Annotated in this window: 20 protein-coding genes; 12 read left to right on the top strand and 8 right to left on the bottom strand. The window is 69.1% G+C overall.

Translation table 11 applies throughout. From position 1 onward, the window contains the following. Positions 1-161 precede the first annotated feature (161 nt). Together L324_RS20850 and L324_RS20845 are read left to right on the top strand one after the other, a co-directional pair. Positions 162-1,055: a helix-turn-helix domain-containing protein gene (locus tag L324_RS20850; protein ID WP_037310995.1), complete on the top strand. Its 894-nt coding sequence runs from the start codon at positions 162-164 to the stop codon at positions 1,053-1,055. Positions 1,056-1,211: 156 nt separating this feature from the next. After that, on the top strand, positions 1,212-3,395 hold the full coding sequence (locus L324_RS20845) for an RICIN domain-containing protein (RefSeq protein WP_037310993.1): 2,184 nt from the start codon (positions 1,212-1,214) through the stop codon (positions 3,393-3,395). A gap of 86 nt (positions 3,396-3,481) precedes the next feature. Here the strand turns inward: L324_RS20845 and L324_RS20840 are convergent, their stop codons facing one another. The 3 genes from L324_RS20840 to L324_RS20830 form a co-directional block, all read right to left on the bottom strand. Continuing rightward, complete coding sequence (locus tag L324_RS20840) at positions 3,482-3,778, bottom strand: DUF1540 domain-containing protein (RefSeq protein ID WP_037310991.1); 297 nt, start codon at positions 3,776-3,778, stop codon at positions 3,482-3,484. A 97-nt stretch (positions 3,779-3,875) separates the two neighbouring features. Then, positions 3,876-4,784, bottom strand: coding sequence for a PDR/VanB family oxidoreductase (locus tag L324_RS20835; RefSeq protein ID WP_037311296.1), 909 nt, complete (start codon positions 4,782-4,784; stop codon positions 3,876-3,878). A 13-nt stretch (positions 4,785-4,797) separates the two neighbouring features. Continuing rightward, positions 4,798-5,439 (bottom strand): MSMEG_1061 family FMN-dependent PPOX-type flavoprotein, encoded by a 642-nt coding sequence (locus L324_RS20830; RefSeq protein WP_037310989.1) that lies wholly within the window; start codon positions 5,437-5,439, stop codon positions 4,798-4,800. A 67-nt stretch (positions 5,440-5,506) separates the two neighbouring features. On the opposite strand from L324_RS20830, the gene L324_RS20825 reads away from it, so the two are divergent. Together L324_RS20825 and L324_RS20820 are read left to right on the top strand one after the other, a co-directional pair. After that, positions 5,507-6,124, top strand: coding sequence for a TetR/AcrR family transcriptional regulator (locus tag L324_RS20825; protein WP_037310987.1), 618 nt, complete (start codon positions 5,507-5,509; stop codon positions 6,122-6,124). 78 nt (positions 6,125-6,202) lie between these two features. Further along, a complete protein-coding gene (locus L324_RS20820; protein ID WP_037310985.1) occupies positions 6,203-6,424 on the top strand; it encodes a hypothetical protein in 222 nt (73 codons plus the stop codon). Between the two features lie 67 nt (positions 6,425-6,491). On the opposite strand, the gene L324_RS20815 is transcribed toward L324_RS20820, so the two are convergent. After that, a complete protein-coding gene (locus L324_RS20815; RefSeq protein WP_037310983.1) occupies positions 6,492-7,313 on the bottom strand; it encodes a peptidoglycan-binding domain-containing protein in 822 nt (273 codons plus the stop codon). Between the two features lie 301 nt (positions 7,314-7,614). On the opposite strand from L324_RS20815, the gene L324_RS20810 reads away from it, so the two are divergent. The 3 genes from L324_RS20810 to L324_RS20800 all read left to right on the top strand — a co-directional run bounded on the left by L324_RS20810 (position 7,615) and on the right by L324_RS20800 (position 12,638). Then, positions 7,615-8,346: an NBR1-Ig-like domain-containing protein gene (locus L324_RS20810; protein WP_235783597.1), complete on the top strand. Its 732-nt coding sequence runs from the start codon at positions 7,615-7,617 to the stop codon at positions 8,344-8,346. A 564-nt stretch (positions 8,347-8,910) separates the two neighbouring features. Further along, positions 8,911-9,462 carry a YbhB/YbcL family Raf kinase inhibitor-like protein gene (locus tag L324_RS20805; protein WP_037310978.1) on the top strand — a complete coding sequence of 184 codons (552 nt, stop codon included), beginning with the start codon at positions 8,911-8,913 and terminating at the stop codon, positions 9,460-9,462. Between the two features lie 32 nt (positions 9,463-9,494). Next, positions 9,495-12,638 carry an AfsR/SARP family transcriptional regulator gene (locus L324_RS20800; protein WP_037310974.1) on the top strand — a complete coding sequence of 1,048 codons (3,144 nt, stop codon included), beginning with the start codon at positions 9,495-9,497 and terminating at the stop codon, positions 12,636-12,638. Here L324_RS20800 and L324_RS20795 read toward each other — a convergent pair. Then, positions 12,622-13,344: an ABC transporter permease gene (locus tag L324_RS20795; protein WP_037311289.1), complete on the bottom strand. Its 723-nt coding sequence runs from the start codon at positions 13,342-13,344 to the stop codon at positions 12,622-12,624. The genes L324_RS20800 and L324_RS20795 overlap by 17 nt on opposite strands. Before the next feature lie 68 nt (positions 13,345-13,412). Next, the gene (locus L324_RS20790) at positions 13,413-14,348 is read right to left on the bottom strand and encodes a daunorubicin resistance protein DrrA family ABC transporter ATP-binding protein (protein ID WP_037310971.1); all 936 of its coding nucleotides are present in this window, start codon (positions 14,346-14,348) and stop codon (positions 13,413-13,415) included. A gap of 144 nt (positions 14,349-14,492) precedes the next feature. Here L324_RS20790 and L324_RS20785 point away from each other — a divergent pair, with 144 nt between their 5' ends. Next, a complete protein-coding gene (locus L324_RS20785) occupies positions 14,493-15,707 on the top strand; it encodes a cytochrome P450 (RefSeq protein ID WP_037310968.1) in 1,215 nt (404 codons plus the stop codon). A gap of 250 nt (positions 15,708-15,957) precedes the next feature. Then, complete coding sequence (locus L324_RS20780; RefSeq protein WP_051174005.1) at positions 15,958-16,308, top strand: hypothetical protein; 351 nt, start codon at positions 15,958-15,960, stop codon at positions 16,306-16,308. A gap of 175 nt (positions 16,309-16,483) precedes the next feature. Here the strand turns inward: L324_RS20780 and L324_RS20775 are convergent, their stop codons facing one another. Together L324_RS20775 and L324_RS20770 are read right to left on the bottom strand one after the other, a co-directional pair. Further along, the gene (locus L324_RS20775; protein ID WP_037310965.1) at positions 16,484-19,018 is read right to left on the bottom strand and encodes a phosphocholine-specific phospholipase C; all 2,535 of its coding nucleotides are present in this window, start codon (positions 19,016-19,018) and stop codon (positions 16,484-16,486) included. A gap of 254 nt (positions 19,019-19,272) precedes the next feature. After that, positions 19,273-19,683: a hypothetical protein gene (locus L324_RS20770; protein WP_037310963.1), complete on the bottom strand. Its 411-nt coding sequence runs from the start codon at positions 19,681-19,683 to the stop codon at positions 19,273-19,275. Between the two features lie 186 nt (positions 19,684-19,869). Between L324_RS20770 and L324_RS20765 the strand changes: the two genes are divergently transcribed. The 3 genes from L324_RS20765 (at position 19,870) to L324_RS20755 (ending at position 22,681) form a co-directional block, all read left to right on the top strand. After that, on the top strand, positions 19,870-20,583 hold the full coding sequence (locus L324_RS20765) for a Crp/Fnr family transcriptional regulator (RefSeq protein ID WP_037310960.1): 714 nt from the start codon (positions 19,870-19,872) through the stop codon (positions 20,581-20,583). 77 nt (positions 20,584-20,660) lie between these two features. Beyond that, positions 20,661-20,858 carry a hypothetical protein gene (locus tag L324_RS20760; RefSeq protein ID WP_173426383.1) on the top strand — a complete coding sequence of 66 codons (198 nt, stop codon included), beginning with the start codon at positions 20,661-20,663 and terminating at the stop codon, positions 20,856-20,858. Continuing rightward, the gene (locus L324_RS20755) at positions 20,858-22,681 is read left to right on the top strand and encodes an HEXXH motif domain-containing protein (protein ID WP_037310956.1); all 1,824 of its coding nucleotides are present in this window, start codon (positions 20,858-20,860) and stop codon (positions 22,679-22,681) included. Before L324_RS20760 ends, L324_RS20755 begins: the two co-directional genes overlap by 1 nt. Positions 22,682-22,698 lie beyond the last annotated feature (17 nt).

The raw sequence follows: 22,698 nt of genomic DNA, 5'->3' as shown, positions 1-22,698 counted from the left end.
CCGTCCTCCCCGGCAACGCCGTCCCTTCCACATATACCTGAATTTCCATCGGCGACCCGGAAGGCGGAGCACGGCTGAGGATTTCGCCGTGAAACAAGATCCAAAGGGAGTTTCCGGCGGCCCGGCGGGCCGCGGGCGGATCCCTGCGCGAAGATGCGGACATGGGTTACCGGACCTGGATGCGGTACTTCACACCGTCCGCCGTGCACCGACGGCTGGGCCTGGTGTGCCTGGGGGTCGGACTCCAGCACGGCGTCCTTCCCGCCGTGGGACCACGCGTGCTCGACCACTACGTGGCCGTCGTGGTGACCAAGGGCCGCGGCTGGTTCGCGGTGGCAGGCGGGGAACGGCAGGAGGTCGTCGCGCCCGCACTGCTGTGGCTCGTCCCCGGCGTCGCGCACCATTACGCGCCCGATCCCGTGCAGGGCTGGGAAGAATGCTTCGTCGATTTCGACGGCAGTGCCGTCGAGTCCTATGTGGAGCTCGGCTATGTCACGCCCGGCGCGCCGGTGGTGGCGCTGAGCGACGTCGTGCCGGTCCGTGACATCGTGAACCGGATCGTGCGCTGCGCGCGGGGCGGCAGCCCGCTGGCCCAGGTCGACGCCTCGGCGGCCGTGCACCACCTGCTGGTGGCGCTGCGGCGGGCCCGCGCCGACAGCACGCCCAGCGGCGGTTCCCTGCTGGAGGCACTGGCGCGGGACGCGCTGCTGCCGATCAGCGTCGCGGAGATCGCGGCCCGCCGCGGGATGACCCTGCCCGAACTGCGCGCGGCGGTGCGCCGGAGTACCGAATCGGGGCTGAAGGATCACCTCCTGACACTTCGCCTGAATCGCGCGAAGGAGCTGCTGGCCACCACGCGGATGCCGGTGCAGGAGGTGGCCCAGGCGATCGGTTACGAGGACGCCGCCTACTTCAGCAGGCTTTTCACCCGCCGGGTCGGCGTCTCCCCCGGCCGTTTTCGCGACTCACGTGCCCAGGCCGTCCCCGGTGGCTGGAGTTCGCGGATCCCCTCCCCCGACGACCCGCCGCTGGTGCCGACGGACGAGTCCGGCTGAGCTTGGACTTCGCACGGCACCACTTGGACTTTCCGCGCATTAAGTGCATGAACAACGCGCGAAGTTGAGCGAACGCGTTGACTTACGTGCAGTAACGTTCATAACATCGGCGACCGCCCCGCCAACTGTGGTGCGGGTCACCCTTGGGAGAGAGTCATGCGGACCCTGCCTCTTCTCGGCGCCGCGGCGTTGGCCGTGGCGGCGACCATGGTGGCACCGGCGTCGTCCGACGCCGCGCCGCCGGACGCGACGTACACCGTCACTGTCGACGCCAAGAAGTCGTTCAGCCCGACCACCGACACGCCTGCCAGTTCCTACATCGACAAGGACGGCACCTTCTACTTCCAGCAGGCGGCCGCCCTCTACGGCGCCGACCAGCCGCGCGAATGGGACTTCTACAGCGGCCGCGATTTCGATGGTTTCACCAAGAACGCGATCAGCGACGCGGTGAACCCGGCCAACCCCGCCGACCGCAACGACGACACGACCTGGCGGTGCAACAACAGCCCCACCGGCAAGGAATCCACCTATCCGCCCGCCGGATCCGGCTACTCGCAGCGCAATTTCTGCGACCTCGTCGGCGTCTGGGTGGATCCCGACACCGGCGACTGGTACGGCCTGATCCACAACGAGTTCACCCCCGAGCCGTTCGGCGCGTATTCGTTCTCCCACTACGACGCGATCGACTGGGCGGTGTCGAAGGACCAGGGCCGGACCTGGGCCGTCAAGGACCACGCGATCACCTCGCACTACAGCACGAAACGCGGGGACACCTCGGCCTTCCCGCACCAGACGTTCGACTATGGCGACGGCGACCCGCGCCTGTTCGTCGACACCGCTTCCGGCTACTTCTACGTCTACTACGGCTCGCGCATCGTGCCGAAGGCGGGCGCGGGCGGCCCGATGACCGGGCTGGCCCACGTCGCCCGCGCGCCGATCTCGGGCAAGATGGCGACCGGCTCGTGGCAGAAGTGGTTCGACGGCGGCTGGAGCCAGCCCGGCGTCGGCGGCCGCGAGAGCAACATGGTGCCCGTGGTTTCGGCGGGCGACACCGGCTACACCCCTGTCGCGGACGACTACGACCCCGCCAACACCGGCAACGTCACCCAGCAGATCGAAGCGGGCCAGCTGCCGCGGAAATCCGATCTGTTCATCATGAACATCGCCTACAACGCGCATCTGGGCCTCTACATCGGGGCACCGGAGGCCGTCGACAGCGTCGTCCCGCAGCGCTATTACGCGACCGATGACCTGTCGACCCAGAAATGGCGGCTGATCGGCGACACCGGCGGCTACACCAACCAGTCCTGGTACCGCTGGTTCGTCGACGCCGCGAACAAGACGAACTCCACCATCATCGGCAAGCAGTTCCGGTCGTACTGCGCGGTGGCGTGCTCCGGCGGCGCGGGCGGCGAGTACACCACGCAGACCATCACGTCGTCCGCACCGGCACCGTCCCCTGTGGACACTTCCCGCAAGTACCGCATCGGTCTCGGCGACGGCCGGGTTCTCGCGCAGGGAACCGGAACCGAGGCGACGTCCGTCGCGGCGGCGACCGGCTCCGGCCGCGAGGCGTGGCAGTTCTCCGCGAACGGCGACGGCTCGTACCGCGTCACCAACGCCGCGACGGGCCAGTTCCTCGGCGTCGACGCCGTGCAGGCGGGCCGGGCATGGGGTGCGAAACCCACCGTGACCTCGTCGTCGACCGTGGGCCAGCAGTGGTTCGTCATCCCGTCCACTGTGGACGCCGGGACCTTCCGGCTGGTGAACCGCTACAGCGGGCTCGTGCTCGGCCTCTCCGGCAAGACGTCGCGACTGGCGGAGACCACCCCGCTGCGGTCATGGACCGACACCACCGGAAACGCCGTCGGCGGCGGCCGGACCGCGGCCGAGCAGACGCTGAAGTTCACCGACCTCGGCGCGGGCACCCTCGACGGGATCCACACCCTGGCCGCGTCCGGCAAGAACCTCGACGACCCGGACTCGTCCACCTCGGCGGGCACACCCTTGATCACCTGGGCGCCGAACGCGGGCGACAACCAGAAGTGGCTGTTCGCCAGGCAGTCCGACGGTTCCTACACCCTGACGAACGTGCATTCGAAGCTGTGCGCCGACGTCGAGGGCGGGTCCACCGCCGCGGGTGCGCGCGTCATCCAGTGGACGTGCACCGGTGGCGCCAACCAGCGGTGGACCGCGGCGAAGCAGTCCACCGGACTGTACAAGCTCACGAGCGTGCGCTCCGGCCTGCTGTTGACCACGGCGTCCACTTCGGACGGAGCGGCCGTGACGCAACGGGCCGATACCGGTTCCGCACTCCAGACGTGGGCGATCGGGAGCTGAAGGGCCCTTTCCCCGCATCTCACGCGGTGAAGGACGCTTTCCTCGCATCTTATGCGGGGAAAGCGTCCTTCAGCTCCGTCGACACGTTACGGAGCGTAAGTCAGACAGTTGGCAGCGTGGTCACCTTCGCCGGGGCCCACCCGCACACTCGACGCGGTGCACTCCAGCGCCGAATTGTGGCGGCAGTCGGTACGGGAACAGGCGCCCACCTGCGCGGTCACCCGATCGAGACCGCCCTTGGTGTTGAGCGGGACGAAGGTGCCGCAATCGGCCGATCCGTTGCCCCCGCCGACCGTGATGGCGAAAGCGTGACACCCGTCGTGGTTGTAGGAACAGCCACTGACGGTGCATTCGTGGACAGCGGGCATTTCGGTGGTGGTCATAACGACTCCTGTACTTCGTGGTGGTGGTGTCGTTCGGTACCTCCAGGGTTACACCGCCGCCTGCCCCCGGCAATTCGAAACGTCGATCTCCGCCCGGTCAGAGGTCAACCTCGAGAGTGGACGACGACGCACGCGAAACGCAGCAGTACATGCGTCCTGGTGGTGCGCCGATGTCGTCGCGGTGCTCGGGCTCACCGCCGACGACCGCGATCTCGCAGCTGCCGCACACCCCTTCGCGGCAACCGGACGGAATCGGAAACCCCGCGTGGTTCAACGCGTCCAACATGGACTCTTCCGCGGCGACCTGCACCGTCCGTCCTGATCGGACACACCGTACGTCGAACGGTTCGCCGGGACCGAACTCCTTGGCGACGGGGCGGAACCGCTCGACGTGCAGCCGCGACGCGGGGAACGCCGCCTCGGCCGCGTCGAGCATCGAGGTGGGGCCACAGCAGTACACGAGCGCCCCCGGGCCGAGTCCGGCCGCCAACGCGGCGAAATCGGGCCTGCCGTCGTCGTCGGTGGCGTAGACACGCAGCCGGTCGCCGTAGGCGGCCTCCAGGTGGGCGGCGAACGGCATGGTGGCCGCCGACCTGCCCACGTACACCAGCCTCGCCGACGCTCCCGCCCCGACGGCCTCCGCCAGCATCGGCACGAGAGGCGTGATGCCGATCCCGCCGGCGAGGAACAGGTACTCCGGCGCGGGCAGCAAGGGGAAGTTGTTGCGCGGCAAGGAGACTTCGAGGGTGCGGCCCGTGCGCAGGAAGAGGTGGACGTAATCCGAGCCGCCCCGGCTGAGCGGGTCGTACCGGACGGCGACCCGATAGCTCTCACGATCGGCCGGGTCACCGCACAGCGAATACTGCCGCGTCAGCCAGTTCGGCAGCGCCAGGTCGACGTGCGCTCCCGGCTCCCAGGGGGCCAGCGGGCCTTCGGCACCACGCAGGACGAGCGAGACGGCGCCCTCGGCGACCGGCTCCACGTGGTCGAGAATCGTTCGCTGCATCATCGGGTTCCCCTCAGTACAACTGCCGGTAGCCGGCTTCGAGCATGGCCTCCAGCACCGACGGCTCGACGTCGAGCCCCATCTGGTCGGTGGCGATCTCGCCGACGGAGGGCAACTCCTCCGCCAGCGCCTGACTCGCGGGATCCCAGAGCCGGGACCGGATCAGCGCGCGTCCACAGTGGAAGAAGACCTCCGCCACGTCAACGATGATCGCGAGTTCCGCGTCCTTGCCCTCGGTCCGCATCCTGGCGAGCACGTCCGGTTCGTCGGTCGGATACGCGCGGCCGTTGACCCGCAACACTTCCCGCACGCCGGGGACCACGAACATCAGCCCGATCCCGTCGTTCTCGGCCAGGTTGCGGAAGGTGTCGGCGAGTTTGTTGCCCGGCCGGTCCGGGATCGCGAGCGTGCGTTCGTCGAGCACCTTGGCGAAGCCCGGGTAGTCGCCGCGCGGTGAGCAGTCGGGCAGGCCGGTCGCGTCCGCCGTGGCCGTCACCAGGAACGGGGAATGGGCGATGAAGCGGTGGCTGTGCCGGTCGAGGCGGTCGTGGACCTTGGCCTTGATCATGGCCTCGGGCTCGCCGAGCCGGGCACGCACCTCGTCGAAGGAGAGGCGGCGCGGACGCCGGTCACGGACGAGATAACTGCTGGTCATGCCATAATTATGAGCAATTGTTCAGTCCGCTGGCTACTCGCTTTCGGGCCGCTTCGCAGGGGGTGTCATGACGTCGGAGCAACGACGGCTTCAGCCACGTAAACGACCGCGTCAGGTCCGGGCCGAGCTGACCCGGCAGCGCATCCTCACCGCCGCTGCTCACATTTTCGCCGAGTACGGGTACGCCGCGGGGACCACGAACCGCATCGCCGAACGGGCGCGGATCTCGATCGGCTCGCTGTACCAGTACTACCCGAACAAGGACGCGATCCTGGCCGAGCTGCTGACCCGCCATCTCGACGGCGACCGGGCCACCGCGACCCTCCGCCGCTACAAGGAATCGCCGGAATCGCTGGAGACCATCGTCCGGGAGTTCGTGCGCGTGGTGATCGACAACCACCTCGACGATCCGCAGCTGCTGCGGATCATGATCGAGCAGGCACCCCGCTCCGGCGAGGTACTGGCGCGGGTCACCAGGCTGGAATGGGAGATGATCGCCGATCTGCGCGATCTGCTCCACGCTCACCCCGAGGTCCACGTCGAGGACAAGGACACCGCGGCCCGGCTCGTGGCGTCGACCGTGGAGCTGACCGTGCATCAGCTCATCGCCGCGCCCGCCTCCATCGACACGACCCGGCTGGAGAACGAACTCGTCGCGATGATCACCGGCTACCTCCGCGGCTGATTTTCTTGGGTTGACCAGGCGAAGAACGGGTACCCAGGCGACGTGGACCAGCCGAGCGGTGTGAGAAGAGCAGCGGGGATGCGGGGCGTCATCGTCCGCTGGAGGCAACGGGGCAACACCCTCGCGATGGCGTGGACGTTCATCACCCTCGGCCTGGCGACGATGCTGTGGGTGTCGGGATTCCGCGCGTGGCCCGTCTATCTGATCGTGGTGCCCAGCGCGCTGGTGTCGGTGCTGTTGTGGATCGGCGTGGTTCGCACCCGCCGGCGAGGAGCACCACAACGGCGTCGAGAGCGCTGAGGCTCGCGATCACCCGGCGCGAGCGGGCGGACGGCCGAAGCCGCCCGCCCCGCCCGGGTCACCGCGGTCATCCGCGCTTGAACTCCTCCCAGGTCACCTTCTTCACCTGAGGACCGTCGTCCTTGGCGTGGTTCGCCAGGCCGTTGCGCCCCTCGAAGTAGTCACCGGCCTGCGCCTGCGCCTGCGGCGACATGTCGGTGTCGCTGATCGCGATACCGTGGATGTGCTCCGCCCAGTTCCCCTGGCTCGGGGTCCGGTGCCAAGCCGCGAACCCGACCTCACGCAGCGCCTTCACCGCCGCGGTCTTGTCGGACAGGTTGCTCACCGAGATGTCGACCGCACCGCCGCCGTCGTGCGTGCCACCCGAGGCTCCGACGCCGCCGGCGTTGTACGAACCCTGGGTGACGGTGAACTTGACCCCGGCCTTCTTCTCCGCGGCCGCGATCATGTCGGCGGTGCGCTTGTTCACCGTCTTGCCGTCCAGGCTGGTCTTCGCACCGACGCCGATCGGCGCCGACACGGTGTAGCGGCCCTTGCCCAGTTCGGTCAGCGAACCCTTGCCGGGCAGACCGCTCGCGGCCAGGCCGCTGTGTCCCAGTGACTTCTGGTACTTCTTGTACGCGGTCACCGTCGAAGTGCCGAAGTGACCGTCGACCTGCTTCTTGTCGAGCAGGTTCTTCGCCGCCAGCGCTTCCTCGACCACCTTGACGCTCGGACCGGAACCCGGCGTGATCGACTGGTCGGCCTTGTACGGATCCCACATGGCGGCCTTGACCACGGCCTCCATGTTGACCGACGGCGCGGCCACCGCGGGCTGTCCCGCCGTCGCCCCCATGAGCGCGGCTCCGGACAGAGCGGTGAACATCGCGGCGGTTGCCACCTTGCGCATGACTGCTCCTTCTCTCGGTGCTGCTCCCGGTGAACAGCTCGTGGTCGACACTGGCCCGGCCGAGGGGGCGTCCGGAACCGCCTGTACGGAACGTCTGACGTCAAAAGCGCAGGTTGACAGCGTTTGACAGCCGCGTCGCCCGGCCGAATCCGCTGGTCGGCGCGGCGATCGGGACGCGGTTCGCGATATGCTTACGCGGCCGCGCAGAGTGACGAAGAACGTTGTCACGTTGGACACGATCGCGAGGGGGAGCGTGCCGGGACCGCGAACGGGAGAACGGGCACCGGAGCTGGAAGCGTTCATGGCCGAGCTCCGGAAGCTCCGGACGCGGGCCGGGGAGCCGTCCTTCCGGAAGATGGCCGCGAAGTCCGGCGCGGTGTCCCACGCGACACTGCACCTCACCGTCACCGGCAGACGGCTGCAGCCGTGGGAGACCGTGCGCGAGTTCGTCCGCGCCTGCGATGGTGACGAAGAGGAATGGCACGCCCGATGGCAGGGCGTCCAGCTCGTCCTCTCCGGCGACCGCGAGCCGGACCCCGCGCCCGCGCCCGTCCGGTCGCGATGGCGGTCCAAACGCGTGCTGGTTCCGCTGGCCCTCGTCCTCGTCGCCGCGATCGCCGCCGTCGTCGTGATCCTGGTGGCGCCGGGCGGTGACGACGTGGCCGGGCCACCGCATCCCGGCGACTCCAGCCGGTTCGTCAGCGACGTGACGATCCCCGACGAAACCGTGGTCAAGCCGGGCAGCCAGTTCGTGAAGGTGTGGGAGATCAAGAACACCGGCACGGTCGAGTGGCGGAAGCGGTACCTGCGGCGCACGGACCTCCCGGTCGCGCCCGGCGCCTGCCGCACCCCGGAACGGATCCCCGTCAACGACACCGCCCCGCAAGGCCACGTGCAGGTGACGGTGACCGTGAGCACCCCACCGACCGCGCCGGTGGACTGCAAGGTCTTCTGGAAGATGGTCGACGAACAGGACCGGGAACTGTTCCCCGCCAGCAAGCCGATCTACTTCTCCGTCCTCGTACGCCCCTGACGCCCTCAGTCCAGTTCTCGTGAGTGGTAATGAGGGTTAGAACCGTCATTACCACTCACGAGAACTGGACCGGCTCACCCCGAGTGACACTCGCGCTCCCCTCGACCCGAGACCCTTCCGTACCTACTGCCGACCTGCGATGGGGGATTCGGCGAGGTGTTCCAAATCGCCCAGGAGCGATGGCCCCGGCAAGCGGAGGGCGTCCTGAAGGACCCCTTTGCGACGTTCACCGTCTCAAAGGGGTCCTTCAGGACACAGCCACGGGACCGGCGATGCGAGGGTGTGTGGAAATAGAGACGTTCAGTGTCCCTATTTCCACACACCCCTCACCCCGAGTGACCCTCGCGCTCCCCTCACGTTCTGAACACCCTCGTGGCTCGTGAGTGGTAATGACGGTTCTAACCGTCATTACCACTCACGAGCCACGGGACCGGCGAATTCACCTTGTTACCCCCGGAAAGTGCGCTAGCCGCCGGAATCCGGGTTCCCTACGCTGAAGTCCAGCGCGCGCACCCATCGCCCCACGGACCGAAGTATCGTCGGGAGCCTCCAGTGAGAAAAATCGTGCTCTGCGCCTTGTTCGTCCTCGGCGCCACCGCCCTTTCCCCTGCCGCGTCGGCAGGGCAAAGCGCGTTCACCTTGTCCAGCACCGCTTTCGCCGACGGCGGCGTCATCCCCAAGGTCCACGAGTGCACCAGCGGCGGCGGGAACGATCCGGCCAAGCGGAACGAGTCCCCGCCACTGGCCTGGTCAGGCGCCCCCGCCGACGCAAAGAGCTACGCGATCGTCATGCGCGACCTCGACAACTCCAACCTCATCCACTGGGTCATCTACGACATCCCGGTGAGCACGACGTCGCTCCCCCAGAACGTCCAGCACGCCTACCGCCCATCGGTGCCCGCGGGAGCCAGGCAGGTCTACTACCGCGGGAGCGCGAGCCTCTACGGCTACCAGGGCCCCTGCTCGCCCTCGACGGTGAACACCTACGAATTCGTCGTGCACGCCCTCGACCGGACGTCGCTGACCAGCCTGAACTCCGGTTCGTCGACCCAGACCGCGGCCAGGGCGATCACCGCGGCCTCGGTCGGTTCGGCCAGGATCAGCGGTAAGTCGTAGGACCGGCCGATCATCGTGGCAAAATCGGCCCAATGCAGATCGGGATGCTGGGCCCCTTCGAGGTTCGCACGGACGACGGTGGCCTCGCCGACGTGCCGGGCGCCCGGCTGCGCGGGTTGCTGATCGCCCTCGCGCTCGAACCGGGCCGGGTGGTCCCGAAGGCGACGCTCGTCGACTGGATCTGGGGTGAACAGCCACCGGCCGACGCGACGAATGCCTTGCAGCGCTTGGTTTCCCGCCTGCGGAAGGTGCTTCCGGACGGCGTCGTCGAGGGCCAGACGGACGGCTACCGGCTGAAAGTGGCGCCCGACGACGTCGACGCGGTGCGGTTCGAACGGCTCGTCGGGCAGGCCCGCGGCGACGAGGGGCCGCGACGGCTGCGTGAGGCGCTCGCCCTCTGGCGTGGCGCGGCCATGCAGGACGTCGGCCTGCCGGACAGCGGCGCGTTCGACGCGGCGGTCACCCGGCTCGAAGGGCTGCGCCTGACGGCCATGGAGGACCGGTTCGACGCGGAACTCGACCTCGGCCACGGCGCGGGCCTGGTCACGGAGCTGACCGACCTGGTGGCCGCGCATCCGATGCGCGAGCGGCTCGTCGCCGCGCTGATGCGCGCCCTCGCCGCGACCGGCCGCGACACCGAGGCGCTGCTCGTCTACCAGCGCACGAGGGAGGCACTGGCCGACGCGCTGGGCGTCGATCCCTCGCCGGAGCTGTCCGCGGTGCACGTCGCGCTGCTGCGTGGAGAACTGGGACGACGCGAGGAGAACCGCAAGACCAATGTGCGCGCCGAACTGACCAGTTTCGTCGGCAAGGACGACGATGTCGCCGCGGTCCGCGATCTCGTCGCCGAGCACCGGCTCACCACGCTGATCGGGCCGGGCGGTTCGGGAAAGACCAGGCTCGCCACCGAGACCGCCCGCACCCTGTTAGGCGACCTGCCGGACGGGGCCTGGCTGGTCGAACTCGCCCCCCTCGGCCCGGACGGTGACGACAAGGGTGGGAACAACATCGCGCAAGCGACCCTCGCCGCGCTCAGCCTGCGGGACGCGCTGCTCGGCGACTCGACCGGCGCCGAACCGACCGACCGGGTCATCGCCGCGATCCGCGACCGCGAAGTCCTGCTGATCCTGGACAACTGCGAGCACGTGATCGAATCGGCCGCGGCCTTCGCCCACCGGGTGCTCGGGGAATGCCGCCGACTGCGGATCCTGGCGACGAGCCGGGAACCGCTCGGCATCACCGGGGAAGCCCTGTGGCACGTCGTTCCGTTGGCCCTGCCGGACAAGCACGCGTCCCCCGGCGAGATCGAGTCCTCCCCCGCCGTCCGGCTGCTGCGCGACAGGGCGCGCGTGGTGCGCAAGGATTTCGTGGCCGACGAGGGCACGCTGTCGACGATGGCGCGCGTCTGCCGGGTACTGGACGGGATGCCGCTGGCGATCGAACTGGCCGCGGCCCGGCTGCGCACCATGTCCATCGACCAGCTCGCCAACCGGCTCGACGACCGGTTCCGCCTGCTGACCGGCGGCAGCCGGACGGCGCTGCCCCGGCACCGGACGTTGCGCGCGATGGTCGACTGGAGCTGGGAGCTGCTGTCCGAGGCCGAGCGGACGGTCCTGTGCCGGCTTTCGGTCTTCTCGGGCGGCGCGAGTCTGGAAGCGGCCGAGCGGGTGTGCGTCAGCGAGGCCGTCGAGCAGTACGAGGTCCTCGAACTGCTCACCGCGCTGACCGAGAAGTCGCTGCTGGTCGCCGCGGGCGACGAGGCACCGCGCTACCGGATGCTCGGCACGATCAAGGAGTACGCGGCGCAGCGGCTCGCCGAAGCGGGGGAATCGGAACTGGCGCGCCACGCGCATCTCACGTATTTCACCGAACTCGCCGAGGCCGCGGAGCCCATGCTCCGCCGCGCGGAACAGCTGGAATGGCTCGCCAAGCTCAACTCCGAGCACGACAACATCGGTTCGGCGATGCGCGGCGCGCTCGCGGCGGGTGAGGCGCCCGAGGCGATGCGGCTCGCGGCGGCCTCCGGCTGGTACTGGTGGCTCAGCGGCCACCGGGGCGAAGGCATGGAGCTGGTCAGGGCGGCCGTCGCGACGCCAGGCGAGTCGCCGGACGCGGTCGCGGCCGTGGTGTACGGGCTCGTCTCGCTGTTCGTGAGCTCGGGTTTCGCCGACGAGCACACCGCGGCGAAGTGGATCCACGAGTCGTACCGGCTGAGCAGGCTCAGCGAGTCGGCCCATCCGCTGACGGGGCTCGTCGTGCCGCTGGTCCGCATGCTGGAGGGGGCGGACTTCCTGTCCGCGTGGGAACCGGTGCTCGAGGACGCGGACCCCTGGGTGCGCGCACTGGCCCGGCTGCACCTCGGCAAGATGCGGATCGTGCTCGGCCACCCCGGACCGGAGGCGGAGATCCATCTCGAGCAGGCGCTCGCCGAGTTCCGGGCGATCGGCGAACGGTTCGGGATCTCGTTCGCCCTCACCGAGCTGGCGGACCGGATGGCCATGCGCGGCGAGTTCGCGCTCGCGTGCGACTACTACGAACAGGCGATCACGGTCGTGACCGAGGTCGGTGCCGTCGAAGACCTCATCCGGCTGCGGTCGCGGCAGGCCCAGCTGTACTGGCTGCTGGGTGACGAGGACGCCAGCGCCGCCTCCACCGCCGAAGCGCTGCGCCACGTCGATCGGGTCACCTGGCCGGACGCGCTGGGCATGCTGGCCCTTTCGCGGGCGGAACTCGCCCACTGGCGCGGCGAAGCCGAGGAGGCGTCCCGGCAGCTCGCCCTCGCGGCGAGCGTGATGGGCGAGGAAGCGGAACTCGGGCACGTCCGTGCCATCACCCACGACCTGCTGGCCTACCTCGCGGACGATCTCGAGGAGGCGCGCAAGCACCGCGAAGCGGCCTGCCAGGCGGCGGCCGAGGCGCAGCACGTGCCCCTGATCGCCCACATGATCGTCGGGGTCGCGGACCAGGCGCTGCGCCGCGACGAGCCCGAGCAGGCCGCGCGCCTGCTCGCGGCGGCGGACGAACTGCGCGGGCTGCCGGATCGTTCCCGTCCGGACGTGGCCAGGATCGAGCGGACAGTGCTGCGCCGCCTCGGCGAAGCGAAGTTCGCGGAGGCGGCGCGGGAAGGCACCCAAGCGGATTGGAAACAGCTGGTCGAGGTCACGCTCGCTTCTTGAACGTCGAGGACGCCCACAGGTACCCGGCGAGCGCGATCCCGGCGATCCACCCGAGGGCCGGGATCACGTCGCCGGCGGCGGGTGCGCCGTTGAGCAGCCCGCGCAGGGTCTCGATGATCGGCGTGAAGGGCTGGTACTCCGCGAACTCCCGGAGGCCGGGGCCCATCTTCTCGGCAGGCACGATCGCGCTGCTGAAGAACGGCAGCATGACCAACGGCACGGAGGCCATTCCCGCGGTTTCCGGGGACTTCGCCGCCAATCCCAGCGCGACCGTGAGCCAGCCCGCGGCGAAACCGAGCAGCACGACGATCCCGGCCACGCCGAGCCAGTCGAGGAAACCCGCCGCCGGCGCGAAACCCAGCAGGAAGGCCACCCCGACGAGCGCCACGATGGCGACCAGGTTGGTCAGCACACTGGCCACCACATGCCCGGTCAGCACCGCGCCGCGGGAGACGTCCATGACCTTGAAGCGGTTGATGATGCCCTTCGTCATGTCGGAGTTGACCGCCGTCGCGGTGGCACCGAGGCCGTAGCAGACGGCCATCAGCATCAAGCCCGGCGTCGCGTAGTCGATGTAGTCGACGCCGACGCTGAACGCGTCTCCGAACACGTAGACGAACATCAGCATCATCACGACCGGCATGAGGACGGCGTTGAACACCGAGGTCGGATTGCGGGTGAGGTGCTTGAAGTTGCGGCGCAACATCACCACGGAAGGGGACTTCGCCCGCGTGGTCCCGGTGCGGGCGGTGCTGGTGCTCATGATCGTGGTGCTCACAGTGCGGCCTCCGTGTCGTGGCCCGTCAGGGCGAGGAAAACGTCATCGAGATCAGGGGTGTGGACGGAGAACTCGTCGGCGGCGATCGCGTACTCGTCGAGCCGGTCCAGCAGCGCCCGCAGGGATTTCGTCCCGGTGTCGCTGGGGACCCGCAGGGTCAGCGTCTCGTCGTCCCGGCTGGCGCCGGGGAAGATCCGCGCCGCCGCGTCGAGTTCGGCGACGGTGGTGAACCGGAGCCGGACGTGCGTGCCCGGCATCCGGCGCTTGAGTTCGCCGGGAGTGCCCTCGGCGACCAGGTGGCCCTGGTCGAGTACCGCGATCCGGTCGGCGAGCTGGTCGGCTTCCTCGAGGTACTGGGTGGTGAGGAAGATGGTGACGCCGTCGGCCACCAGCTCGCGGATGATCGACCACATCGTGCGACGGCTGCGCGGGTCCAGTCCCGTGGTCGGCTCGTCGAGGAAGATGATCCGCGGACCGCCGACGAGCGTCATCGCCAGATCCAGTTTCCGGCGCATGCCCCCGGAGTAGGTCGACGCCGGTTTCCGCGCGGATTCCACCAGGTCGAAGCGTTCCAGCAGCTCGTCGACGACCCTGTCGCCACCGGCGGAACCCCGGCTCAGGTCCACCATCAGCCGCAGGTTCTCCTGGCCGGTCAGGAGTTCGTCCACCGCCGCGAACTGGCCGGTGACCCCGATCGCCGCGCGCACCGCCTTGGCCTCGCTCACCAGGTCGTGCCCGGCGACCCTCGCCGTCCCGCCGTCGGCCCGCGTCAAGGTGGTCAGCAGGTTCACCGTCGTCGTCTTGCCCGCCCCGTTCGGGCCGAGCAGGGAGAAAATGGTGCCCGCCGGGACGTCGAGATCGATGCCGTCGAGCACGACCTTGTCACCGAAGGTCTTCCGTAGCCCGGAGACCGCGATCGCTGTTTCTGTCATGGGAGCCACTGTGGGCGGCCTGGCTGACACGCTCCCGCCACGCCACTGACACGGATTCCGCGGCGCCGGTGTCAGTGCCGTGTCAGCCGGATGTCAGGCCCGGCGGCGAGGGTGGTCGGCACAACCACCACGAAAGGAAACCCGATGACTCAGACGGTTCCCGTCCCGCAGGGCCTCCCGATGCTGCGTGACGCGGGTCCCTTCGACCCGCCGCGCGAGATCACCCGGCTGCGCGACGCCCGCCCGGTGAGTCCGATGGTCTTCCCCGACGGTCACGAGGGCTGGCTCGTCACCGGTTACGACGAGGTCCGGCAGATGATGGCCGACACCCGGTTCAGCTCCCGCCAGGACATCGGCATCCTCCACATGCCCTACGAGACGCCGGGGATGCCCGCGCCGACCGAACCTTCCCCGCCGATGCCGGGCATGTTCATCGCGATGGACCCGCCGGACCACGGACGGCTGCGGAAGCGGCTCACCGGCGCCTTCACCGTGAAACGGATGAAACAGCTGGAAGAGCACATCGTCGAGATCACCGAGCGGCAGCTGGACGCGATGGCCCGCCTCGTCCCGCCGGTCGACCTGGTCAAGGAGTTCGCGCTGCCGGTGCCGTCGCTGGTGATCTGCGAACTGCTCGGTGTCCCCTACGAGGACCGGGAGAAGTTCCAGGCCAACTCCGCGCAGCTCATGGTCAGGGACCAGACGCTGGAGGAGAAGATGGCCGCGTTCATCGGGATGAACACCTTCCTCACCGAACTGGTCACGCGCAAACGCGAGACACCCGGCGACGACATCCTGTCCGACCTCGGCAAGCACGACGACCTCACCATCGAGGAGCTGGCGGGCGCCGCCTTCCTCCTGCTGCTCGCCGGTCACGAGACCACCGCGAACATGCTCGCGCTGGGCACCTTCGCACTCCTCGAACACCCCGAGCAGCTGGCCGAACTGCGCGCCGACGCGGAACTGCTGCCCGGCGCCGTCGAGGAACTCCTTCGCTACCTGTCCGTCGCCGACATCTTCTTCCGCTACGCCACGGAAGACCTCGAACTCGGCGGCGAAACGATCCGCGAGGGATCGACCGTCATCGTCTCGCTGCTGGCCGCCAACCACGATCCGCGGCGGTTCGAGAACCCCGACACCCTGGACATCCGCCGCAACGCCCGCGGTCTCCTGTCGTTCGGTCACGGTATCCACCAGTGCCTCGGCCAGCAGCTGGCGCGGATCGAGATGCGCGCGGGTTTCGAGGGGCTGCTCCGGCGTTTCCCGACCCTCGAACTCGCCGTGCCCGCCGACGAGGTGCGGCTCAAGACCGACATGAACATCTACGGCGTCCACGCCCTGCCCGTCACCTGGGCGTAAATCCTCGTGAGTGGTAATGACGGTTCTACCCGTCCCTCACTTGGGTACCACTCGTGGCCTGCGGCTTTGCTCGCGGTGAAGTACATGATGGCCCCCTTCCTTGCGCCTGGCGCAAGGAAGGGGGCCATCATGTACCGGGGAAGGTGTGAAGGTCGAGTTTCCTCGGCTGAGCCGAGCGAAGGGGGCCTTCACGCGCTACCGCTGTGACTGGTGGTGCCACTGAGCCTGGTGGCGATGGTCCGAGCCGTCCGTGAAGACCACGTTGCCGATCATGCCGGGCCCGCAGGGGAACGTGAACAAACTGCACGGTCCCGCCTTCTTCGTGTCCGGGCAAGCGGACATCATCGTGCCCTCTTTTTACGTACACAGCCGTTTTCTCGCCTGCGACCAGGTTCCCGCCGTATACGGCCAGCCGAGGGGCGCCACTCACTTCCTCGACGGCGACAGCCGTTACCGCGTCATCGGCGCGATCACCGCCTGGCTGCAGTACCACCTCGCCGGGGACGAAAACGCCAAGAGTGTCTTCTACGGCGCCGATTACGGCCTCGCGCGGGACAAGGACGGCTGGTCCGCGACCGAGCGGAACCAGAAGGCCTCCTGACCAGAACGACACCCACCACTCACGACCAGGTCTGACCTCGCACCCTCGCAACCTGGCGTCGGGTGAGAGGGGGCTGAAGGGCCCTTTCCCCTCATCTCACGCGGCGAAGGGCGCTTTCCCCGCATGCCATGAGGGGAAAGCGCCCTTCGCCGCGAGCCGAATTCCGCCCGTGCGGTCAGGACCAGCCGAGGGGGACGACCTCCGCCGCGGACGTCCACGGGCCACGTCCACCCGCCTCGGTGAGCGCGCGGAAACGCACGTAGCGGGCCCGCGACGGCCAGAACCGCAGGGTCTTCAGGACGGCGTCGTCGGCGAAGGTCCCGGTGGCGACCGGACTTCCCCAAGCCACACCGTCGGCGCTCAGGTAGACCTCGTATCGGCCGACGCGGCCGTTCGCGGAGCCGTCCTGGCGCGGGAGATAGGTCAGGCCGGTGACGGTGCGGGTGGCGCCCAGATCGAGCTGGAGTTCGTGGGGCAGCGGATCCGCCCCGCCGGACCACTTGGTGTGCCAAAGGGTGCCGGGCGCGCCGTCGACGGCGTTCGTGGCGGCACCGGATTCGCCCACGGTCTCCTGGCTGTCGGCCGAGCGGACGGTGGCCGGGAGCGGTCCGGAGCCCATGACCGGGTCGCTGACGCTCTCGGCGCCGGTCTCGACATGGCCCGCGAAGCGGCGCAGGAAACCGTCGGGCCCCTGGGCGGTCAGGTCGTACCAGCCGCTCATGCCGCCTTCGGTGCTGAACCAGTCCTCGACGGTCACGCCCGGCGCGACCGAGTACGTCCACGGGCCGCCGCCCCGGTTGCCGGTGCGCACGGTCAGCTCGCAGGCGGCGCCGCCGGTGTTGGTCATCTTCAGGTACACGACGCCGGAACCCTGCCGCAGCACGACTTCCGGATTCGGTTTGCCCGCGGTGGTCGCGGTGAGCCGGTTGCCCGCGAACCGCCGCAGGAAACCGTTGGGGCCGTGGGCGGTGAGGTCGTACGCGCCTTCCGGGGTGCCCGCCTGCCAGTAATCCGAGAGGGTCGCCCCGGCGCCGACGGTGTAGCGCCACGGCCCGTCGGTCCGGTACGCGGTGGCGTAGACGTAGAAATGCGCGCCGGCGGTTCCGGTGTTGGCGAAGTCGATCCAGAACCGCTCGGCCGTCACGCGCCCCGACACCGTCAGCTGATACGGCAACGGCCGCGCCGTCCGGACCCCGGTTTCCGGCACGGGCGCCTTCTGCACGGACGGCGGTTGCGGCTGGGTGTTCCACGGTCCGCTCGTCGGCACCGGTTTGGTCAGCGCCGGGTAGGTGGCGTTCGGCGCCGTGGTGTCCAGCGCCGACGTCAGATCACCGCAGACGGTGCGCCGCCACGGCGAGATGTTCGGTTCGGCGACGCCACTCCACCGCTCCAGGAACCGCAGCACGGAGGTGTGGTCGAAGACCTCCGAGCACACCTTCCCGCCCCGGCTCCACGGCGAGATGACGAACATCGGCACGCGCACGCCCAGCCCGATCGGCTCGACGGAGACGAATTCGTCGGTCGTGGCGACGGAACTCTTGCCCTCCGAGTCGGACGCGGGTGGCGCGGGCGGCGGCATGTGGTCGAAGAAGCCGCCGTCCTCGTCGTAGGTCAGCAGGAACAGCGTCTTGTTCCACACGTCGGGCCGGGAGGCGATGGTGTCGAGGATTCCCTTGACCAGATCGGCGCCGGTGTTGGGGCCCCACGCGGGATGTTCGGTCTGCGCCTCCGGGGCGACGATCCAGGACACCGACGGCAGTTTGCCCGTGTCGACGTCGCTTTTGAAGGTGCTCAGCAGTTGCTTCGGCGCGACCCTGGCCAGGCCGCGGTCGTAGAGGGCGCGCTCGTCCGCGGACAGGGTCGCGACCCCCGCCGCCAGTCCGTCGAGCAGGCGGGTCCGTTCCGTGGACGACGCCGAATCCAACGCGTAGTAGAAGTACTCCAGTTTCGGGAAGGCCTTGCCCGCGGAGTCCTTCACCTTCGACAGCGCCTTGGTGCCGACGGCCAGGAAATCGCTGAAGTAGTCCAGCGAATTGTCGCCGTAGTTGTCCCATTCCTGATAAACCCGCCAGCTGCGGCCCGCGGTCTGCAGCCGCTCGGCGTAGGTCTTCCACGTGTAGCCGGTGTGCCCGGGGTTCTGCCAGGCCGCGTTGCCGATCGCCCGGGTGACACCGTCCGGCTCGTACCCGAGTTTGCCGGTGAACAGGTACATCCGGTTCGGGTTGGTGGGGCCCATTTCCGAGCAGTGGTAGGCGTCGCAGACGGTGAAGGCGTCGGCCAGCTCGTGATAGAACCGCAGCGCGGATCGCGTGTGATAGGTCAGCGAACGCACGCCCTTGGCCGCGCGCCACCCGTCGTGACGGCCCTTGTTCCACGCCCGGTGCCCGCCGGACCAGCTGTGGTCGACGTCGGCCATGAACTGGTCGTCGATCGCGTAGGGAAGCAAGGTGCCCGTACCGTCGGGCTGCTGGAAGACCGAAGCCCCGGAAGGCAGCTTGATCGCCGCCGGATCGCCGAACCCCCGGACCCCGCGCAGCGTGCCCAGATAATGGTCGAACGACCGGTTCTCCTGCATGAAGACGACGACGTGCTCGATGACGTCGAGTCCGCCCGTCGGCGCGTCGGCGGCGAGCGCCTGCCGGACACTCGCCGGGAGCAAGGTGAAGGCGGAAGCCGCACCAGCGGCCTTCAGCAGGGTACGACGGCGCACGGAGCCCTCCAGGAACTGCGTTGAACCCGTTCGAATGTGTTCGAAACTGCACCTTTGGCGCGGCTATCGAGCAGATGTAAACATAGTGGGCTGCTCGGGTTCAAGAGTTCGGACGGTGGGCTGCATGATCGGAGCAAGAGGACACGACTTTCGGATGGTGGCACGACCCGACCCGGGCGGAAGAAGCCCGCGGTGGGGGCCGCCCCCCTTGAGCGGCCCCCACCCGGCTCATCCGGCCGGAACCGGCCGGACGCTCATTCCCTCTCTTCGGACCGCCGGGGCAGGGCCGCCAGCGAGAGCACCATCGCGACCGGCCAGATCACGGCGAGCACCGAGGCTCCCCCGAAGGTGATCGCCGTGACCGACACGGCCGTCGCGACCAGCCCGCCGACGGGTGACACGTAGCAGAACCCCAAGGGGCCCAGGAAAAGTGTCCACAGCAAGGCGGCCTTGACGGATTTGACGGGCGGACGGGGAACCGGATACCGCCCCGGGCCGACGACCTCGTGATCGGCGCCCTGGTACCACCCGCCGGACATCAGCGGCGGATGCGGCGCGAAGAACGCCGGTCTTCGCCCGAACGCCTTGGGGGTCAGCGGATCCGACCCGGTGTACGGCCGGCCATGATCCTTCGGCGGTCCCATGACACTTTCGGCACTGCGCATGACATCCTCCCCCGTCGCCGGCCCGAGGCCTGGTGAACTCACCCCGTGCCTGGCACAATTACTTGTTGCGGTGCGAAACTTCCGGGTCGTTCTGCCCACTGACCATGGTGACGAGTCGGGGGAGTTGCTGATGCGTCAAATGGAACAGAGCGCCGATCCGATTCCCGTGGAAGCGGCAGCGCCGGGATGACCGGTTCCTCCGACGGCGAGCCGGGAGAACCCGGGACCTGGCGACGGCTCACGGTGGGCGAGCAGGCCGCGCTCCGGGCCGCGGGTCATCTGAAGGTCTGGCGTCCCGGCCAGATCCTCGCCCTCCAGGGCAGCGCGCCGGCCGGTATGTTCGTCGTCCTGCGCGGTTGGGTGAAGATCAGCGCCACGAACTATCGCGGCGAAGACGCGCCACTGGCCGCCCGCGGTCCCGCGGAGATCGTCGGCGAACTCGCCCCGATCAGCGGGCTCCCCCGCTCCGCGACGATGTCGGCGATCGACGAGGTGCACACGCTCATCGTGCCGAGGGAGAGATTGCTCGGCGTACTGCGCGAATGGCCGCGGATCGCCGAGGAGATCTTCCGTACCGCGGCGATCCGGCTGCAGCAGTCCGACCGCCTGCGGCTCGAATCCGGCGGACCGGATTTCCCGCAGCGGCTCGCCGCGGTACTCGTGGAACTGGCACTCCAGCACGACCTCGACTGGACGGCCGAAAAACAGGTCGAACTCCGCTTCAACCAAGGAGAATTGGCCGGATTCGCGCGCGTCTCGCGCAGCACCCTGATCCGCGGCCTCGACGAACTGCGCCGCCTGGGCGTGGTGCGCACCGCCCGCCAGCGCGTCACCATCACCCGGCCCCGCGCGCTCCGCGAACTGGCCGCCGGACGACCGCCCCCGCCGGAACGGGACTGATCGGTCACGAGATCTCGGCTATCCTTGTCAAGGTTCAACTCTCGCAACCGTTTCACGGGGTGGAGGGAATCGGCACGATGAGTTCTTTCTCGGCTAGTACGGAACCGGACATCGAATCCGCGTTGATCGATCTCGACGCGGTCTCTTTCACCGCGTTACGGGAACTGGACAGTGAAGCCTTCCGCCATTCGGCGCACCACGTCGTCGAACGCACCAGGCATGTGCACGCGCGCTACCGGAGCCAGAACGCCACAGGTGGCGAGCGGATCGACTGATGGCGCCCGCAGCCGAGACCGGCCCCGCGTTCCATCGCCTGTCCTGGCGGGATTTCGACGCACTCGCACGTCTCGAAGGCGACGAGGACATGGCTCGCCGCCTGCGCCGGGCCGAGCGGAGCCGACGAAAGCTGCTGATCCACGCGCTGCTGACCGACGCCACGAAGATCCCCGGCCACTCGGGGCCGTTGCCGCCCTTGGATTCCGCCTGGGAACTCTTCGCCCGCGCGGAAGCGAGGGAACCGCGCACGGTGAACCGGGTGCTCACCAATCCGTACACCGGTAGCTGGGCGGGCTACACGACTCGCTTGCTGCGCAACGGAATCGACGGCGTCGGTCCTTTGTGGATGCATCTGGGCCACGCGCACGCGATCGCGGCGGCCGCGGCGATCCGGGCGGGGCTGGACTTCGAGACCGCCATCCCGGTATGGCACGGCAACGCGATGCTCCCCTCCCTCGGCATGGCCAGGTTCCCGGGCATCGGCACGTTCTCGTCGGCCGTCGTGCGGGGCGTGGGCGGGCGGTATTCCGTCACGAACGCCGAAACGACGGTCCGCCTCCCGGCCGCGCCCGATTCCGACACTCCGGGCTGGTGGGGAATCCGCCGCGTGCGGAGCCAGGTCGGCGCGCACCGGTTTTCGCTCCTGCTCGACGATCTCGACCCGTACCGCGGCCTCTACGAGCCGATCCCGCCGGATCGGCTGCCGGACAAGGACGTCACGGATTGGCAGCGGCTGATCGACGAGTCCTGCCGCCTGATCGCCGACCATCTGCCGTCACTGGCCCGGATCATGCCGGTGGGGCTGGCCACGCTGGTACCCAAACCACGGGTGCCTTTCCGGAATCCGAGCGCGTCGACCGGGGAGGCGTTCGGCAGCGCGGTGGTCGCCCTGCCCACCGACGGCGCGGCGCTCGCCGACACCCTGATCCACGAATTCCAGCACATCGTGCTCGGCGGCCTGCTGCATCTGGTCGAGCTGTACGAACCGGATCCGAGGGAACGGATCTACGTCGCCTGGCGAGACGATCCGCGGCCGTTGAGCGGTGCGCTGCAAGGGGTCTACGCCTTCTTCGGCGCGACGGCCTTCTGGCGGGCACTCGCCAACGCCGGGCTGCGGACACGGCGCTCGGCCTTCGAATACGCCTATTGGCGCGGGCAGACCTGGCGCACCCTGCAAGTGCTGCGGACGGACTCGACGCTCACCGACGCGGGCCGTCGTTTCCTCGACGGTATCGCGGAACGCCTCGGCCCCTGGCAGGACGAGAGCGTCCCGGCCGAGGCGAGCGAACTGGCCGACGCCGCCGGCCGGGACCATCTCGCCGGCTGGCGCGTCCGTCATCTCCGCCCGAGTCCGGCGCTGGTCACCGCGGTGACGGAAGCATGGCTGAGCGGCCGTTCACGACCGCCCATCACCCTGCACGCCACCGATCTGCCGCCCACGCCGGTGCCGGACGGCGCCTGGTCCCCGGCCAGGACCGATCTGATCCGGCTCGCCGTCAGCGACGCCGTGCCACCGCTCGACCCGGCGGGACGGCCCGCCGTTCCCGGCGCCACCGCCGCCGATTTCGCTTACGCCCGAGGCGAATTCACCGAGGCGATCGCGGGCTATCGCGCGGAACTCGCCGCGGATCCCGACCGTCCGGTCTCGTTGGTCGGGCTCGGCCTCGCGCTCTCCGCGCGAGGTCCGGACCCGGCCGCCCGCGCTTTGCTGCACCGCCCGGAACTCGTCCGCGCGGTGCACCGCCAGTTGCGGACGCTGGCTCCACCGGCACCGTCGGTGGAGCGGATCGCCACGTGGATCGGCAAGCTCGTTTCGGGCTAGGGCGTTTCGGGCTGAGA

It is taken from the genome of Amycolatopsis orientalis DSM 40040 = KCTC 9412 (assembly GCF_000478275.1).
Lineage (GTDB): Bacteria > Actinomycetota > Actinomycetes > Mycobacteriales > Pseudonocardiaceae > Amycolatopsis > Amycolatopsis orientalis.
This window is presented reverse-complemented; position numbering and strand designations above follow the sequence as displayed.